The following is a 15,932-nucleotide window of genomic DNA, read 5'->3' on the forward strand; positions in this document are numbered from 1 at the left end:
GTTGTGTATGTGCTCAACGCACCATGCAAGGCCGCTTGTTGTCGAATGTCCAGCCGGGGATCAAATACTGCATGGCCTGCGCGTCGTTGCGTGCACCCAAGCCGTGTTGCAGGTACAGCTGGTGCGCGGCTTCGACTTTGAGCATGTCCAGCTCAATGCCCAAGCCCGGCTTCTTGGGCACTTGCACCATGCCGCCCACGATCTGCAGTGGCTCTTTCGTCAGACCCTGGCCGTCCTGCCAAATCCAATGGGTGTCGATGGCCGTGACCTTGCCCGGTGCAGCCGCCGCCACATGGGTGAACATGGCCAATGACACGTCAAAGTGGTTGTTGGAGTGCGAGCCCCAGGTCAGGCCCCAGTCGCGACAGGTTTGCGCCACACGCACGCTGCCCGCCATAGTCCAGAAATGCGGATCGGCCAGCGGGATGTCTACACTTTGCAAGCTCAACGCATGCACCATCTGACGCCAGTCGGTGGCGACCATGTTGGTGGCGGTGGGCAGGCCAGTGGCGCGGCGGAACTCGGCCATCACCTCGCGGCCACTGAAGCCCTGCTCCGCGCCGCAAGGGTCTTCGGCATAAGCCACCACGCCGTGCATGTCGCGCATCAGGCGGATCGCTTCTTTGAGCGACCAGCCGCCATTGGGGTCGAGCGTGATGCGGGCCTGCGGGAAGCGCTCGTGCAGCGCACGGATCGCATCGACTTCTTCCTCGCCACGCAGCACGCCACCCTTGAGCTTGAAGTCGTTGAAGCCATAGCGCTCATAGGCCGCTTCGGCCAGGCGCACGATGGCTTGGGGCGTCATGGCTTCTTCGTGGCGCACACGGAACCAGGCGTTGTCGGCATCGGGCTCGCTCGCATAAGGCAGGTCGGTCTTGTGGCGGTCGCCCACGTAGAACAGATAACCCAACATCTCCACCGCGTCGCGCTGCTGGCCTTCGCCCAGCAAGGCGGCCACGGGCACGTTGAGGAACTGGCCCAGCAGATCGAGCAAGGCCGACTCGACAGCGGTCACAGCGTGCACCGTGGTGCGCAGGTCAAAGGTCTGCAGGCCACGCCCACCGGCATCGCGGTCGGCAAAGGTCTGCTGCATGCGCTGCAACACGGCCAGGTGGCTGCCCAGTGGCTGGCCGATGACCAGTTCGCGGGCGTCTTCGAGTGTTTTGCGGATGGTTTCGCCACCGGGCACTTCGCCCACGCCGGTGTGGCCCAGGCTGTCGGTCAGCACCAGCAGATTGCGGGTGAAAAACGGCGCGTGCGCACCGCTCAGGTTGAGCAACATGCCGTCACGCCCAGCCACGGGGATGACGCGCATGGCGGTGATGACGGGGGTGGATGCAAGGGTCATGTCAATCTCTCGGAAAAATCAGTCATCAGCAAGGGCGGCCCTGGCGCTGCACCAGCCAAGCGGGCATGTCTTGCAAGGACACAGGGCGCAGGAAACGGTCCATGGCGGCATCGCCCACCGAAGTGGTCATGGGCTCGGTGGACGACGGCCAGGGGCCGCCATGCTGCTGCGCAGCTGTGACCGCCACACCAGTCGGCACACCGGCAAACAGCACACGACCGGCAATGGCCGTGGCACCGCGCACCAGGCGGCGCACTTCGGGCGTGTCTTGGTCCGCGCCCCAGAAAGTCACGGTGAGCGAGCCCCCCACGGCGTGCAGCACCTGCAGGGTCTGCTGCACCGAATCGGTCCAGACGATCAGGCTGGCGGGGCCAAAGACTTCTTCTTGCAACTGGTGGTCGGCCATGAAGGTGGCGGCATCGACTTCGGCCAGGAAAGGCTTAGGCGCGATGTCGGGCACGGGGTTGTTGAGCAGCGCCTTGGCACCTGCAGCGAGCTGCTTGGCCGTGCCCGCATCCAGCGCCTGGCGCATGCCTTGGGTCAGCATGGCGTGCGGCTGGATGGCCTTGAGCGCTTCGGTCAGTGCCGCTACAAAAGCCTGGCTTTCGGGGCTGCGCTGCAAGACCAGCAAGCCGGGGTTGGTGCAAAACTGGCCGCAACCCAAGGTGATGGAACCGGCCAGGGTCTGCACCAAAGCGTCGCCGCCTTTTTGCAAGGCCTCGGGCGTGGCGATGACCGGATTGATGGAGCCCAGCTCGCCATAAAAAGGGATGGGACGCGGACGGGCGCGTGCCGCATCGCGCAGCGCCGCGCCGCCACGGGTGGAGCCGGTGAAGGCACCGGCAGCAATGGTGGGGTGCTGGACCAGCGCCACACCGACTTGGCTGCCTGCGCCCTGCACCATCTGGATCAGGCCTTCGTGCAAGCCCAGCGCAGCGAGGGTTTGGCGCGCCAACTGATAAACGCGGGCCGAGGTGTGCAAATGACCCGAGTGGGCCTTGACCACCACGCTGCACCCGGCTGCCAGCGCCGAAGCCGTGTCACCACCCAGCACCGAAAACGCGAACGGGAAGTTGCTGGCCGAGAACATGGCGACCGGGCCCAGCGGCACGCGCACACGCATCATGGCCGGATGGCCTGCGGGCGGGGCACCGGCCACAGCCGGGTCGTCGGTGAACACGAAGGCGCCACCGCTTTGCGCGATGGTGGCAAAACGGCGCAACTGAAAGGCCGTGCGGTCCAGCTCGCCGTTCAGGCGCGGCAAGCCCAGGCCGGTTTCAGCATCGGCCAGCTCGACCAATTTTTCGCGATCCTGCTCCAATGCAGCGGCCAGGGCATTCAGCAAGTTGGCGCGGCTGGCGCCGTCACTGGCTTGCCAGCCGTCAAAAGCCTCACCGGCTTTGTCGATGGCCGTATTCAGTTCGGCGGTGGTGGTGGCGGGCAAGGCCGCGCCGTAGGCTTGGCCAGTGCGGGCGTTGAAGGATTGGAGAGTGGTCATGGGGTACTGCAAATGGAAAAGAAAACGGATCAGGCCGTGGCCTCGAAGCTGGCCGTGGTCCAGCGGCGGGCCTGCTCGCTGAGCGACACGCCCAAGCCAGGCAAAGTGGGCACCAGCATGCGACCGTCCTGGATCTGGATGCGTTCGTTGAACAGCGGCTCCAGCCACTCGAAATGCTCCACCCAGGGTTCGGTCTTGTAGTTGGCGGCCAGGTGGATGTGCAGCTCCATCGCAAAGTGCGGGGCCAGCATGACGCCTGCGTGCTCGGCCAGTTGGGCGATCTTGAGGAATGGTGTGATGCCGCCCACGCGGGGGCCGTCGGGCATCAGGAAATCGGCGGCGCGGTGGCGGATCAGGTCCCAGTGTTCCTGCACGCTGGTGAGCATCTCACCCGTGGCGATCGGGGTGTCGAACTGCGCGGCCAGCGCGGCGTGTCCTTCGTGGTCGTAGGCGTCCAGCGGCTCCTCGATCCAAATCAGGTTCATCGGCTCCAGGCGGCGGCACATGCGCTGCGCGGTCGGGCGGTCCCATTGCTGGTTGGCGTCCACCATGATCGGGAAACGGTCACCCAGGTGCTGGCGCACGGCGCTCACACGCTCGATGTCTTTGTCGCAGTCGGGCTGGCCCACCTTGAGCTTGATGCCGCCAATGCCATTGGCCACCGAGGCCGAGGCGTTGACCAGCAGCTGATCGAGTGGTGTGTGCAGAAAACCGCCCGAGGTGTTGTAACAACGCACGCTGTCTCTGTGCGTGCCCAGCAGCTTGGCCAGGGACAATCCGGCGCGTTTGGCTTTCATGTCCCACAGGGCCACATCGAATGCGCCAATGGCCTGCACGCTCAAACCGCTGCGGCCCACCGAAGCGCCCGCCCAGCACAACTTGTCCCAGAGCTTGGCAATGTCATTGGGGTCTTCGCCGATCAAGACCGGTGCAATTTCCTTGGCATGCGCAAACTGGCCGGGGCCACCGGCACGTTTGGAATAGCTGAAGCCCACGCCCTCGGCGCCGTCTTTCGTCTTGATTTCGACGAACAGGATGGCGATTTCGGTCATCGGCTTTTGCCGACCGGTCAGTACCTTGGCATCGCTGATGGGGTTGGCCAAGGGCAAGGTGCAGGCCGAAACGCGGACCCAGGAAATGGCGTCAGACATCGGAAATCCTTATTCGGCTTTGATGCCTGCGGTCTTGATGACGCGGGTCCACTGGTCCAGCTCGGACTTGAGGAACGGCACATAGTGTTTGCTGCCCGAGGGTGGCACCACAAAGCCGACCGAAGTCAGACGGTTCCTGAAAGCATCGGATTTCATGGCCTGGGTCATGCCCGCCTCGAGCTTGTCCACAATCGCTTGCGGTGTGCCTTTGGCCACAGAAATACCGGACCATGAAGTGGCCTCAAAACCCTTGTAGCCGGACTCCGCCACGGTGGGGGTGTCAGGATAGAGCGGGTTGCGCTCTTTGCTGGAGACCGCAATCGCGCGCAGTTTGCCCGCCTTCACATGGGGCAAGGCCACGTCCTGGTTCAGGAACACCATGGGAATGGTGCCCGCCAACAGGTCGTTGAGCATGGGGCCACCGCCCTTGTAGGGGATGCCGGTCAGGAAGATGCCGGTGGTCTGCTTGAACAGTTCCATCGCCATGTGACCCGAAGCCGCATGGGTGAAGCCGTAATCCAGTTTGCCCGGGTTCTTCTTGGCGTAGTCCACCAGATCCTTCACCGTCTTGAAAGGCTGGGAAGGATGCACCAGCAACACGTTAGGACCCGAGTTCACCTGCGACAGGTGGATGAAATCGGTCATCGAGTTGTACTTGAGGTTGGCATCCAAGCCGTGTGCCACCGCGTTTTGCCCCACCCCGGACTGGATCAGGGTATAGCCGTCGGCTGGCAGTTTGAGTGCACGGTCCATGCCCACGATGCCGCCGGCACCGGCAATGTTCTCCACCACGATAGGCTGCTTGAGCACCTTGCCCAATTCTTCCGCCACCAGGCGGCCCATCACATCGCTGGTGCCTCCGGGCGGGAAAGCCACGATCAGTTTGATCGGTTTGTTGGGGTAGTCGGCTTGCGCGAAGGCTTGGCTTTGGCTGAGCAGGCACAGACCGGCGAGACCGATCGAGAGCAAGAGTTGGCGTTTTTTCATGGTGTTTGTCTCCTAGATTTTTGAGGTTCGGTCACAGTTAAATGGAACGTGGGATTTCAGGTGATCGGTGCGGGGTTGAACAGCACCAGCGCGTTGTGCAGCTTCCAGTGCTCGGCCCAGGTTCGTTGGCCGCTGGCCGTTTCGAGCAGCATGCGAAACAGCGCCCAGCCTGCTTCTTCAATCGTCATCGCGCCATCGGCAATCTGCCCGGCGTTGAAATCCATCAGGTCGTGCCAGCGCCGGGCCAAGTCGCTGCGCGTGGCGACTTTGACCACCGGGCAGGCCTGCAGGCCATAGGGCGTGCCGCGACCGGTGGTGAACACGTGCACATTCATGCCCGCTGCCAGTTGCAGCGTGCCGCAGATGAAGTCGCTCGCAGGCGTGGCCGCAAACACCAGGCCTTTTTGGTCGGCCTTGAGTTTGTCGCCGGGGGCAAGCACGCTGGCAATGGCGCCGCTGCCGCTTTTGATGATCGAGCCCATGGCTTTTTCGGCGATGTTGGACAGGCCTCCGGCCTTGTTGCCCGGCGTGGTGTTGGCGGTGCGGTCCACGCGGCCGCGGTCCAGGTACTGGTCGTACCAGCCGAGTTCGCGCACCACGTCTTCGGCCACTTGTGGCGTGGCGGCACGGCGGGTGAGCTGCTCCACCGCGTCGCGCACTTCGGTGTTCTCCGAGAACATGACGGTGCCGCCAGCGCGCACAATGAGGTCGGCCATGTAGCCCACCGCCGGGTTGGCCGTCACACCCGAAAAAGCATCGCTGCCGCCGCACTGCACGCCCACCACCAGCGCGCTCGCGGGCACGGTCTGGCGTTGGCGGGCGTTCAGGCGCTCCAGGTGGGGTTTGGCGCGCTGCACGATGTCGTCGATCATGGACATGAAGCCGACATGCGCATCGTCTTGCAGGCACACCAGGTCGGGGCCTTGGTCCTTGCCCTTGGCGTCGTGGATCGGGAAGCTGCCGGGTGGCAACAAGCGAGAGGGTTGCAGCTTTTCGCAACCCAAGCTGACCACCATGACCTCGCCACCGAAGTTGGGATTGAGGCTGATGTGGCGCAGCGTGCGGATCGGGATCTCGGCACCCGGCGCGTCAATGGCGACACCGCAGCCATAGCTGTGCTCCAGCCCGACCACGCCATCGACGTTTGGATAGAGCGGCAACAACTCGCGTTCGATGCGTTCCACCGCAATCTTGACCACCCCCGCCACGCACTGCACCGTGGTGGTGATGGCCAGCAGGTTGCGCGTGCCGACCGAGCCGTCGGCGTTCACATAACCCTCAAAGGTGTGGCCGTCCAGCGGTGTCCAGGCCGGTGCAGGCTGGGTGGCCATGGGGAGGCCTTGCAATTCGCGTGCAGGTGGAATATCCAGCAGGCGCTCGTGCACCCAACTGCCTGCGGCAATCGCTTCGCGGGCAAAGCCCACCGGCACGTTGTAGCGCAGCACGGCAGCGCCTGCGGCGATGTCTTTCAGGGCCACCTTGTGGCCTTGTGGCACTTTGTCACGCAAGGTGATGCCCGCAGTGGGGCCTTCAGGCATGACGGTGCCTGCGGGCAAGCCGCCATCGTTGGCGATGATGGCCACGTTGTCATCTGCATGCATGCGGATGGCGAGGGGACGGGTAGGTGTGCTCATGTGTTCACTTCACTCAATAACGCGGCTGCTTGCCCGTGAAAGTGGGGTCGTATTTGCGCATCTGCCCCAGGTCATCGCGGTTGCGGATACCGCAGTGCAGGTAGTTGTCGTGCAGACGGGCCAGCGCTTCTGAGTCGATGCTCACGCCCAGGCCTGGCGTGCGCGGCACGCGCAGGCTGCCGTCTTCAAACTTCAGACGACCGCCCTTCACCACCTCTTCGTCTTGCCAGGGGTAATGCGTGTCGCAGGCATAGGCCAGGTGCGGTACCGAAGCGGCCAGGTGCGTCATCGCGGTCAGGCTGATGCCCAGGTGCGAGTTGGAGTGCATGGACAGGCCCATGTCAAAGGTCTGGCACAGGCGCGAGAGCTGCTGCGTGGTGCGCAGGCCGCCCCAGTAGTGGTGGTCAGACAGCACGATGCGCACCGGGCAGCCCAGGCGCACGTTGTCGGCAAACTCTTTGTAGTCGGTCACGACCATGTTGGTGGCCAGCGGCACATCACACTCACGTGCGACCGCAGCCATGCCGTCCAGCCCCGGGGCTGGGTCTTCGTAATATTCGAGCACGCCGCGCAGTTGCGCCACCGCCTTCAGGCTGGTGGCCACGGTCCAGTTGGCATTGGGGTCGATGCGCAGCGGTGTGCCTGGAAAGGCCTGGGCCAGCGCCAGCATGGCGGCCACTTCCTGCTCTGGCGGCAAGGCTCCGGCCTTGAGTTTGATGCTCTTGAAGCCATACTGCGCGATCATGCGACGCGCCTGCGCCACCAGCTGTTCGGGGGTGATGCCTTCGCCCCAGGGGTCGGGCAGGTATTCGGTACGGGTCTTGTCGATGTGCTCGGCATGTTTAAAAAACAGGTAAGCACTGAAAGGCACCGCATCGCGTGCAGCGCCGCCCAGCAGGTCCACCACCGGGGCATTGGCCAGCTGACCTTGCAGGTCAAGCATGGCCACCTCAAAAGCGCTGATGACCTTGGCCACGGTTTTGGACACATGCGTGCCGGGCGCCAAAGAAATCTGCTCACCCAAAAACTCGGAACCGGTTTTGGCGGGAGACACCAGCGCGGCCACCCGGGCCTCCATGGTGTTCAGGTCCCAAGGCGACAGGCCCTGCAATGCCGGTGCCGCCTTGGCCAGCGCGTCCAGCATGGGCAAATCGCCATAGGTCTCGTTGATGCCCACACGCCCACAGGCGGTTTCGATCTCGATGATCGAGCGCAGCGCCCAGGGCTCGTGGATGCCTGCCGCGTTGAGCAGCGGTGGATCACGGAATGCGATGGGCGTGACGCGGACGTGGCGGATGGCAAGGGTCATGGCACAGCTTTACTTGAGCAGATGGGGCAGCCACAGCGTGAACTGCGGCACATAGGTCACCAGCAGCATGGCCACGGTCAATGCGCCATAAAACGGTGCAATGGTACGCATGACCTGCCCCACCGAAATACCGCCAATGGCACAGCCCACAAACTGCACCGAACCCACAGGTGGCGTGTTCAAACCCAAGGCGCAGTTGATCAGCAGCATGATGCCGAACTGCATCGGGTCCATGCCGAAATGCATGGCAATCGGCATGAAGATCGGGGTGCAAATGAGAATGGTCGCCGCCATATCCAGGAAGGTGCCCAGAATGAACAACAAGATGTTGATCATCAAGAAGATGACCCAAGGCTCGCTGCTGACTTTTTGCATCAAGGCGCCGGTCATCTGCGGCACTTCATACAGCGCCATGAAATAACCGAAGGCGTTGGAGATGCCAATCAAGAGCAGCACCACACCGGTGGTCTTGCAGGCCTTGGCACAGGCTTTGAGGAAGTTGTGCAGCGTCAGCGTGCGGTACACGATCACGGTCACAAACAGCGCCCAGGCCACGGCAATGGACGCCGACTCGGTGGCCGTGAAGGCGCCTGACAAGATGCCGCCCAAAATGATGACCACCACAAACAGGCCCGGCAATGCCGCACCAAAAGCCTTGAACACTTCGAGCCAGCCGGGGAAGTTGCCGTGGATCGGATAACCACGGCGCACCGCCACCCAATAGGCCGCGCCCAGGTTGCACAGCGTCAAGATGATGGCAGGCACCAGCCCCGCCAAAATCAAACCCAGCACGCTCACCGAGGCCAGGCCAGAAGCTGCCAGCGTGAAGATGATCATGTTGTGCGAGGTGGGCATGATGGCCCCCACCAAAGCAGCATGCGTGGTCACGTTCACCGCGTAGTCGGCGTCGTAGCCTTCCTTCTTCATGAGCGGGATCATGACCGAGCCCATGGCCGACACATCGGCCAGCGGCGAGCCCGCCACCCCGCCAAAGATGGTGCAGCCGATCACATTGCTCATGCCCAGGCCGCCACGCACATGGCCCACCAGGCTGTTGGCAAAGCGCACGATGCGGTCGGCAATGCCGCCGTAGAGCATCAGCTCACCGGCAAACACAAAAAACGGAATGGCCAGGAAGGAGAACACCTGCATGCCGCCGACCATTTTCTGAAACACCATGGCCACGGGCAAACCGGCCACCACGATGGTGGCCACCGAGGACAGGCCAATGGCAAAGGCCACCGGCACACCCAGAATCAAGAGGAGCGTGAAGCTCAGTGCGAGGACGGTCAATTCCATGTTCACTCCCAGACAGGCTCAACCACTTCACCGCGCAGCAAGGCCACGATGTGCTCGATGGAGAACAACAAAATCAAAGCGCCCGCGATGATCACCGGCACGTAGTCGATGCCGTCGGGCACCGGCAGCATGGGCTTTTTCTCGCCCCACTTGGCACTGGCCCAGAGCCAGCCGCCCTGCACCATCAAAAAGCCGAACAGGCCCACCAGCGCATTGATCAGCACCTCGATGCGGTGCTGCCATTTTTCGGGCAACAAGACCACCAGAGACTCCAGACCAATGTGGCCTGCATCGCGCACGCCCACGGCCAGGCCAAAGGCGGTGACAAACAACACGATCAGCATGGCCAGGGCTTCGGCCCAGGTCGGCGTGTCGTTGAGCACATAGCGGCCAATGACCTGCCACTGCACGCACAGGATGACGGCGATCAGGCCGATGACCGCCAGCACCAGGCAGAGCTTGGAGACGGTTGCACAAAATTTGGTGAACATGAAAAGCTCCAGCCCCCGGCTCTGCACCGGGGGCATCAGGAAGGCCAATGACGGGATTACTTGGTGTCTTGGATGGCTTTGATCGCGCGCTTCATTTCAGGCGTGGTCATGAACTTGTCGTACACCGGGCCCATCACGGCCTGGAAAGACTTCTTGTCCACTTCGACGATCTCGGCACCTGCGGCCTTCACATTGGCCAGCGATTTGCTTTCGGCTTCGTCCCAGGCCTTGCGCTCCACCGCCACCGACTCTTTGGCCGCCTGACGGATCATGGCTTGCTCGTTGGCAGGCAACTTGTCCCACACCACTTTGGACATCACCAGAATTTCTGGCGCCATGGAGTGCTCGGTCTTGGAGTAGACCTTGACGGCTTCCACGTGCTTGGCGGTGTCAAACGAAGGGATGTTGTTTTCAGCGGCGTCGATCAGGCCGGTTTTGAGGCCGGTGTAGACCTCGCCATAAGGCATGGGCGTGGCGTTGGCGCCCATGGCACTGACCAGGGCCACCCACAGGTCGGACTGCTGCACACGGATCTTCAGGCCCTTGGCATCGGCCACGGTCTTGATGGCTTTCTTGGCGTAGATCGAACGTGCGCCGCTGTCATAAAAGGCCAAACCCACGTAACCCACCGACTCGCAGCTCTTGAGGATTTCGGCACCCACGGGACCGTCCAGAGAATGGCGCATGTGATCGACCGAGCGGAACAAGAACGGCATGGTGGGCACCATGGTCATGGGGCAGATGCCGTTCATGGGGGCCACGTTCACGCGCACCAGATCCAGCGCACCGATCTTCACCTGGTCGATGGTTTCTTTCTCGGAACCCAAAGCGCCTTTGTTGAAGACCTTGATCTTGTGTTTGCCGCCGGACAGCTTCTCCAGCACAGTGCTCATGTGCTTGACCGCGACCACGGTGGGGTAGTCGTCGGAGTTGTGGATGTCGGCGGAACGGAATTCGACGGCGTGGGCACTGAGCGACAGCGCGGCGGCTGCGGCCAACAAGGAAGTCTTGAACGTCATGAAATGTCTCCTGAGTGGTTGTTGAAAGGACTGCCGGGTGAAAAACGGGAAAAGGCTTATTGAGGACCCAAGGTCTTGATCAACGCATCCAGCTGCTCCATTTCGGCAGGCTTGAGGTCAGTCAGCGGTGCGCGCACAGGGCCTGCGTCGTGGCCCACCAGCTTGGCTCCGGCTTTGACGATGCTCACGGCATAACCGGGCATCTTGTTGCGAATCGCCAGATAAGGCATGAAAAATTCACGCAGCAGTTTGTGCTGCGTGGCCATGTCGTCATTGGCCACAGCGTGGTAGAACGCCATCGCGGTTTTGGGGATGAAGTTGAACACGGCCGATGAATACACCGGGGTGCCCAGCGCCTTGTAGGCAGCGGCATACACCTCGGCCGTGGGCAGGCCGCCCAGGTAAGCAAAGCGGTCGCCCATCTTCATGTAGATGGAAGACATCAGCTCGATGTCGCCCAGGCCGTCCTTGAAGCCGATCAGGTTGGGGCAGCGGTCGGCCAGGATGGCCAGCGATTCGGGGGTGAGCTTGCAGACGTTGCGGTTGTAGACGATGACGCCGAATTTGACGCTCTTGCAGACGGCTTCCACATGGGCGATCAGGCCTTCCTGACCGGCTTCGGTCAGGTAATGCGGCAGCAACAAAATGCCGTGGGCACCGGCACGCTCGGCCTCTTGGGCGCACTGGATGGCAAAGCGGGTCGGGCCACCGGCACCGGCAATGATCGGCACCTTGCCACGGCAAGTGTCCACAGCGGTTTGGATGATCTCGGGGTACTCCTCACCGGTCAGCGAGAAGAACTCGCCCGTGCCGCCTGCGGCAAACAAAGCGGTGGCGCCGTAGGGGGCCAACCACTCCAGGCGGTCGATGTAGCCTTGCTTGTTGAAGTCGCCGTTGGCATGGAAGTCGGTCAAGGGGAACGACAGCAGGCCGTGGGACATGATGGCTTTGAGTTCTTGCGGATTCATCTCGGAAGGTCCTTGTGAAAAGAGTGGGTGGTCAGAAAGAAAAAATAGGGGTGCGGCTCAGAACGGGCCGATCTTGACGAAGCCGCCGCCTTGGAACTGCACGGCAGGGTCGCTCAGATCAGGCTCGGGGGTGCGTGCGTAGACAGCCTCCCGGTAAATGTCCGAGCTGTCTTGCGGGCGGTAGCCGATGTGGCGCGCCAAGTGGTTGTCGTACCAGGACACACTGTTGTCAGACGTGCCGTAAATGATGCTGTGGCCCAGCACCGGCGTGGTCAGGCAAGCCGTGATCAGGCGGTGCAGGTCGTCGTAGCTCATCCAGCTGGCGAGCATGCGGCGGTCTTTGGGTTCAGGAAAGGAAGAGCCAATGCGCACACAGGCGGTCTCGATGCCGTAGCGGTCAAAGTACAGGCGCGACAGGTCTTCGCCAAAGGCTTTGGACAGGCCATACAGGCCATCCGGGCGTGGCGGGCTCAGGGCATCGACCACCTCGCTCTGGCGGTAAAAGCCCATTACATGGTTGGAGCTGGCAAACACCACGCGCTTGACGCCGTGGATGCGGGCCGCTTCGTACAGGTTGTAGGCGCCAATGATGTTGGCTTGCAAGATGGGGCCCCAGGGCTGCTCGGTGGACACGCCACCGAAATGCACGATGGCCTGACAGCCAGCGACCAGCGACTTGACCGCCTCGGCATCGGCCAGATCGGCCTGCACCACTTCTTCACCGGCCTGTGCGGGGGCCATGGTGCCAATGTCGCTCAGGCGCAGCACCTGGCAATTGGCCTGGAGCCTGGCGCGCATGGCTTGTCCGAGTCCGCCAGCGGCGCCCGTCATGAGCAGGGTGTGGTGGGAGGGGTGGGTCATTTGGAGGACATCCGCGAAGTTGTTAGTTGTCTGATGACTGGCAATTCTGTATGCTTGCACCACTGTTGTCAAGAACCGGGACGAAAAAAATGAACCTCCCTCCAACCCGCACCACCCCACCCGCCACGCGCAACCGCCGCGGGGGTCTGGTGCAGGAAGTGGTGCAGCACCTGCAGCAATTGATCCAGGCCGGGCAGATCAAGCCCGGCGACAAGTTGCCCACCGAATCGGCTGTGATGGATGAGCTGGGCGTCAGCCGCACCGTGGTGCGCGAGGCGATCTCGCGGCTGCAAGCGTCAGGACTGGTCGAAACGCGGCATGGCATCGGCACGTTTGCGCTGCAAGCGCCCACCACGCACAACTTCCGCATTGCCGAGCAGGACATGGCCACGCTGGACGACGTGATCGCCGTGCTGGAGCTGCGCATCAGCCTGGAGACCGAGGCCGCCGGTCTGGCCGCCCAGCGCGCCACCCCCGAGCAGCTGAGCACCATGGCTGCAGCCTTGCGCAGCTTTGCCAGCGCGATCCACAGCCAGTCGGATGCCGTGCCCAGCGATTTCCAGTTCCACATGGAAATTGCCCAGGCCACCGGCAACCGGCACTTTGCCGACCTGATGACTTACCTGGGCACGCACATCATCCCGCGCACCCGCATCAAGACGGCCGACGAGGCGCCCGAGGGCAGGCAAGCCTATCTGGAGCGCGTGCATGGTGAACACGAAAGCCTCTTCAACGCCATCCGCAACCACGACACCGAGGCCGCACGTGCGGCCATGCGCACCCACTTGTCCAACAGCCGCGACCGCCTGCGTAAGGCCCGCAGTGGGGGCCATTGAGCCCCTAAGTTGTACGATGTCTTGTCAATTCAAGGCTCAAGCGCCCCGAACCTCGACATAAAGCGCATACAGCGAATGGCTTGCTGCCATGAACAGGCGGTTTCGCCCTGCCCCGCCAAAACACAGGTTGGCACAGCGCTCGGGCAAATGGATGTGCCCGATCGCCTGACCTTGCGGGTTGAACACCCGCACCCCATCCGGCGCGTCTTCAGGTCGGGCGTCCAGGCTGCCATTGCTGCCCCAGCCACACCAGAGGTTGCCGTCCTCGTCCACCGCGATGCCGTCCAGCGCACCCGGACCCTGCGCGTCGATCACCAGACGCTTGCCAGACAGCGCGCCTGAGGCGTTCACGTCATAGGCCCAGACCTTTCGGTAAGGCTGAGCACGACTTTCAACGATGTAAAGCACTTGCCCATCAGGTGAAAAAGCGAGTCCGTTAGGGCCAAGCAGATCGGTCAGCACCTGCAGCAACGCCCCCGAGTCCGGGTCGATACGGTAAACCGCGTGCGGCAGCTCGGCTTCGGCCTTTTCACCTTCCCAGTGCCCACCAATGCCAAACGGTGGATCGGTGAACCAGATGGCGCCATTGCTTTGGCAAACGATGTCGTTGGGCGAATTCAGGCGCTGGCCAGCGTAGCGGTCAGCAAGGACGGTGATAGAGCCGCCGTATTCGGTGCGCGTGATGCGGCGCCCGCCGTGCTCGCAGGCCAGCAAACGCCCCTGCATGTCGCGGCTCAGACCATTGGCAAAGTTGGACGGCGCGCGAAACACACCCCAGGCCCCCGTGGCCTCGTCGTAACGCATGATGCGGTTGTTGGGGATGTCGCTAACCAGCAAATAGCGACCATCGCCAAACCAAACCGGCCCCTCGGCCCAGCGCATGCCGCTGCCCAGCATCTCCACGGTGCTGCTGAAAATGCGGTACTTCGCAAACGAGGGGTCCAGCACTTCGATGCGTGGATCGGGGTAGCGCTGACTGGGGGCAAAGGCAAAAGCCACACCAGGTGCAGCCGCATTCATCAATAAGGTCTGTTCGGTCATGCCGTGATGGTAATCGTGTTGATGCACGAAACAACGCAAACACGGTATCCAAAGGGTGGACAATCAACAGGTTTTACCGAAAGTCTGAACCTCCATGAGCACCCTGCCCCCCTGCCCGAAATGCCACGACGAATACACCTACGAAGATGGCAACCTGTTGATCTGCCCCAGTTGCGGACATGAATGGAACCCCGCCGAAGCACCCGCAGCCGAAGCCGCCAAAGTCTGGAAAGACGCGAATGGCAATGTGCTGCAGGACGGCGACACCGTCACCTTGGTCAAGGATCTGAAGATCAAGGGATCTTCGTCCGTCGTCAAAGTCGGCACCAAGGTCAAGAACATCCGCTTGATCGAGGGCGACCACGACATCGACTGCAAGATCGAGGGTTTTGGCCCCATGCAGCTGAAAACCGAATTTGTCAAAAAAGTCTGACCCTGAACACCACAAAACAGGCCTGTTTCCGCCCTGGAAAGCCCTGTCTTGCGGGTGTTCGAGCGCCCTTTATTTTTTAGGATACAGGTCCGGGTACATATCTTTGAGCATGCAACCCGATTCACCGTTGGCTGGCATGTTGCCTGTGCGTTGCGCCTCGGCCAGTTCCGCCTTGACCTCCTCACGGGTCTTGCAAGGCACCACCGGCTTGGGCGGATAGGCGGAAGGATTGAGTTCATTGAGCATACAGCCCGACTCTCCAGGCGCGATCATGCTGCCTGTGCGTTTGGCTTCTTCCAATTCGGCCTTGACCTGTTCGCGGGTCTTGCAAGGCACCGTCGGTTTGGGCGGGTAGGCAGAGGGGTTCACCTCGTTGCGCATGCGCCCGGTCTCATCATTGGCAGGCATGTTGCCCGTTCGGATGGCTTCTTTCAGTTCGTTTTTCACTTGCTCACGTGTTTTGGGGCCAGCAGGGTTTTGGGCCATGACCTGGCCCGCACACAGCGCAAGCAATGCCAAAGTCAGGGCAGAAAGTTGGGGAAGCATATGCATATCGATTTCCTTTCAAAGTGAATAACCCCGCCTGATCAGAACCGGTCACCAGCGACCGATATGCCGAGTGGGCAGCGTTGTCATCAATTTAAAAAGTCGCCGCGTTGGCGTCTGTGCGTTAATTCACCCCAGCAGCCATTGACCACCATGACCGAAGAATTCCAGATCCACATCCCGCCATCGTTCATGGCCCTTTACGTGCCGCCCGGCAAAATCAAACCCACCCTGGGACAGCGCGAGATGGCTGGGCGCTACGAACTGTGCGAAGACCTGGCCAATTTGCTGACCGAACAAGCGGCCAACATGCAGTTCACACTCGGCATCACCGAAGACTTGGTGCTGCAGCAATGCGAGCTGGGCCTGCTGACAGAGCCATCCGTGGTCATTCCCGCCGAAGCCCGCTGGGTGGTCTGCCGGCTGGCGGAATTGCTCAACTGGCCCATAGACCAGTTGCTGCAGACCACGCCGCCCGAAGCCCCTGTCGCATAAGTCCACCGCCTGGGCG

The 15,932-nt window shown here is 62.1% G+C and carries 16 protein-coding genes; 3 read left to right on the forward strand and 13 right to left on the reverse strand.

The window, feature by feature from the left end; translation table 11 throughout:
- Positions 1 to 13: 13 nt before the first annotated feature.
- Genes gudD through ACZ5VE_RS10130 form a run of 11 tightly spaced genes read right to left on the reverse strand, consistent with a single transcriptional unit; the run spans position 14 to position 12,565 of the window.
- A complete protein-coding gene (gene gudD, locus ACZ5VE_RS10080; RefSeq protein WP_464455045.1) occupies positions 14 to 1,348 on the reverse strand; it encodes a glucarate dehydratase in 1,335 nt (444 codons plus the stop codon).
- A gap of 25 nt (positions 1,349 to 1,373) precedes the next feature.
- Positions 1,374 to 2,846 carry an aldehyde dehydrogenase (NADP(+)) gene (locus ACZ5VE_RS10085; RefSeq protein WP_464455046.1) on the reverse strand — a complete coding sequence of 491 codons (1,473 nt, stop codon included), beginning with the start codon at positions 2,844 to 2,846 and terminating at the stop codon, positions 1,374 to 1,376.
- A gap of 29 nt (positions 2,847 to 2,875) precedes the next feature.
- Positions 2,876 to 3,997, reverse strand: a complete 1,122-nt coding sequence (locus tag ACZ5VE_RS10090) for an L-talarate/galactarate dehydratase (RefSeq protein ID WP_464455047.1) — start codon at positions 3,995 to 3,997, stop codon at positions 2,876 to 2,878.
- A gap of 9 nt (positions 3,998 to 4,006) precedes the next feature.
- On the reverse strand, positions 4,007 to 4,984 hold the full coding sequence (locus tag ACZ5VE_RS10095) for a Bug family tripartite tricarboxylate transporter substrate binding protein (RefSeq protein ID WP_464455048.1): 978 nt from the start codon (positions 4,982 to 4,984) through the stop codon (positions 4,007 to 4,009).
- Between the two features lie 56 nt (positions 4,985 to 5,040).
- A complete protein-coding gene (gene garD / locus ACZ5VE_RS10100; protein WP_464455049.1) occupies positions 5,041 to 6,618 on the reverse strand; it encodes a galactarate dehydratase in 1,578 nt (525 codons plus the stop codon).
- A gap of 13 nt (positions 6,619 to 6,631) precedes the next feature.
- Entirely contained in the window at positions 6,632 to 7,927 is a 1,296-nt protein-coding gene (locus ACZ5VE_RS10105) for a glucarate dehydratase family protein (protein ID WP_464455050.1), read from the reverse strand.
- Between the two features lie 9 nt (positions 7,928 to 7,936).
- Positions 7,937 to 9,226, reverse strand: a complete 1,290-nt coding sequence (locus ACZ5VE_RS10110) for a TRAP transporter large permease (protein WP_464455051.1) — start codon at positions 9,224 to 9,226, stop codon at positions 7,937 to 7,939.
- Positions 9,227 to 9,228: 2 nt separating this feature from the next.
- On the reverse strand, positions 9,229 to 9,717 hold the full coding sequence (locus ACZ5VE_RS10115) for a TRAP transporter small permease (RefSeq protein WP_464455052.1): 489 nt from the start codon (positions 9,715 to 9,717) through the stop codon (positions 9,229 to 9,231).
- Between the two features lie 56 nt (positions 9,718 to 9,773).
- The gene (locus ACZ5VE_RS10120) at positions 9,774 to 10,736 is read right to left on the reverse strand and encodes a TRAP transporter substrate-binding protein (protein WP_464455053.1); all 963 of its coding nucleotides are present in this window, start codon (positions 10,734 to 10,736) and stop codon (positions 9,774 to 9,776) included.
- A gap of 56 nt (positions 10,737 to 10,792) precedes the next feature.
- The gene (gene kdgD, locus ACZ5VE_RS10125) at positions 10,793 to 11,704 is read right to left on the reverse strand and encodes a 5-dehydro-4-deoxyglucarate dehydratase (RefSeq protein WP_464455054.1); all 912 of its coding nucleotides are present in this window, start codon (positions 11,702 to 11,704) and stop codon (positions 10,793 to 10,795) included.
- 57 nt (positions 11,705 to 11,761) lie between these two features.
- Positions 11,762 to 12,565, reverse strand: coding sequence for an NAD-dependent epimerase/dehydratase family protein (locus ACZ5VE_RS10130; protein ID WP_464455055.1), 804 nt, complete (start codon positions 12,563 to 12,565; stop codon positions 11,762 to 11,764).
- A gap of 89 nt (positions 12,566 to 12,654) precedes the next feature.
- Here ACZ5VE_RS10130 and ACZ5VE_RS10135 point away from each other — a divergent pair, with 89 nt between their 5' ends.
- Entirely contained in the window at positions 12,655 to 13,401 is a 747-nt protein-coding gene (locus ACZ5VE_RS10135) for a FadR/GntR family transcriptional regulator (protein WP_464455056.1), read from the forward strand.
- 36 nt (positions 13,402 to 13,437) lie between these two features.
- On the opposite strand, the gene ACZ5VE_RS10140 is transcribed toward ACZ5VE_RS10135, so the two are convergent.
- Entirely contained in the window at positions 13,438 to 14,442 is a 1,005-nt protein-coding gene (locus tag ACZ5VE_RS10140; RefSeq protein WP_464455057.1) for an SMP-30/gluconolactonase/LRE family protein, read from the reverse strand.
- Between the two features lie 94 nt (positions 14,443 to 14,536).
- On the opposite strand from ACZ5VE_RS10140, the gene ACZ5VE_RS10145 reads away from it, so the two are divergent.
- A complete protein-coding gene (locus ACZ5VE_RS10145) occupies positions 14,537 to 14,875 on the forward strand; it encodes a zinc ribbon domain-containing protein YjdM (protein ID WP_464455058.1) in 339 nt (112 codons plus the stop codon).
- A gap of 69 nt (positions 14,876 to 14,944) precedes the next feature.
- Here the strand turns inward: ACZ5VE_RS10145 and ACZ5VE_RS10150 are convergent, their stop codons facing one another.
- Entirely contained in the window at positions 14,945 to 15,427 is a 483-nt protein-coding gene (locus ACZ5VE_RS10150) for a DUF4148 domain-containing protein (RefSeq protein ID WP_464455059.1), read from the reverse strand.
- 147 nt (positions 15,428 to 15,574) lie between these two features.
- On the opposite strand from ACZ5VE_RS10150, the gene ACZ5VE_RS10155 reads away from it, so the two are divergent.
- Positions 15,575 to 15,916 (forward strand): ATPase with chaperone activity, encoded by a 342-nt coding sequence (locus ACZ5VE_RS10155; protein ID WP_464455060.1) that lies wholly within the window; start codon positions 15,575 to 15,577, stop codon positions 15,914 to 15,916.
- Positions 15,917 to 15,932: the final 16 nt, after the last annotated feature.

The sequence above is a fragment of the Limnohabitans sp. INBF003 genome (genome assembly GCF_055396645.1).

Bases quoted from the DNA above. Each gene is read 5' to 3' on its own strand.
- gudD (WP_464455045.1), bottom strand. From the start codon at position 1,348: ATGACCCTTGCATCCACCCCCGTCATCACCGCCATGCGCGTCATCCCC.
- kdgD (WP_464455054.1), bottom strand. From the start codon at position 11,704: ATGAATCCGCAAGAACTCAAAGCCATCATGTCCCACGGCCTGCTGTCG.
- ACZ5VE_RS10095 (WP_464455048.1), bottom strand. From the start codon at position 4,984: ATGAAAAAACGCCAACTCTTGCTCTCGATCGGTCTCGCCGGTCTGTGC.
- garD (WP_464455049.1), bottom strand. From the start codon at position 6,618: ATGAGCACACCTACCCGTCCCCTCGCCATCCGCATGCATGCAGATGAC.
- ACZ5VE_RS10145 (WP_464455058.1), top strand. From the start codon at position 14,537: ATGAGCACCCTGCCCCCCTGCCCGAAATGCCACGACGAATACACCTAC.
- ACZ5VE_RS10090 (WP_464455047.1), bottom strand. From the start codon at position 3,997: ATGTCTGACGCCATTTCCTGGGTCCGCGTTTCGGCCTGCACCTTGCCC.
- ACZ5VE_RS10130 (WP_464455055.1), bottom strand. From the start codon at position 12,565: ATGACCCACCCCTCCCACCACACCCTGCTCATGACGGGCGCCGCTGGC.
- ACZ5VE_RS10135 (WP_464455056.1), top strand. From the start codon at position 12,655: ATGAACCTCCCTCCAACCCGCACCACCCCACCCGCCACGCGCAACCGC.
- ACZ5VE_RS10155 (WP_464455060.1), top strand. From the start codon at position 15,575: ATGACCGAAGAATTCCAGATCCACATCCCGCCATCGTTCATGGCCCTT.
- ACZ5VE_RS10085 (WP_464455046.1), bottom strand. From the start codon at position 2,846: ATGACCACTCTCCAATCCTTCAACGCCCGCACTGGCCAAGCCTACGGC.
- ACZ5VE_RS10120 (WP_464455053.1), bottom strand. From the start codon at position 10,736: ATGACGTTCAAGACTTCCTTGTTGGCCGCAGCCGCCGCGCTGTCGCTC.
- ACZ5VE_RS10115 (WP_464455052.1), bottom strand. From the start codon at position 9,717: ATGTTCACCAAATTTTGTGCAACCGTCTCCAAGCTCTGCCTGGTGCTG.
- ACZ5VE_RS10110 (WP_464455051.1), bottom strand. From the start codon at position 9,226: ATGGAATTGACCGTCCTCGCACTGAGCTTCACGCTCCTCTTGATTCTG.
- ACZ5VE_RS10105 (WP_464455050.1), bottom strand. From the start codon at position 7,927: ATGACCCTTGCCATCCGCCACGTCCGCGTCACGCCCATCGCATTCCGT.
- ACZ5VE_RS10140 (WP_464455057.1), bottom strand. From the start codon at position 14,442: ATGACCGAACAGACCTTATTGATGAATGCGGCTGCACCTGGTGTGGCT.
- ACZ5VE_RS10150 (WP_464455059.1), bottom strand. From the start codon at position 15,427: ATGCATATGCTTCCCCAACTTTCTGCCCTGACTTTGGCATTGCTTGCG.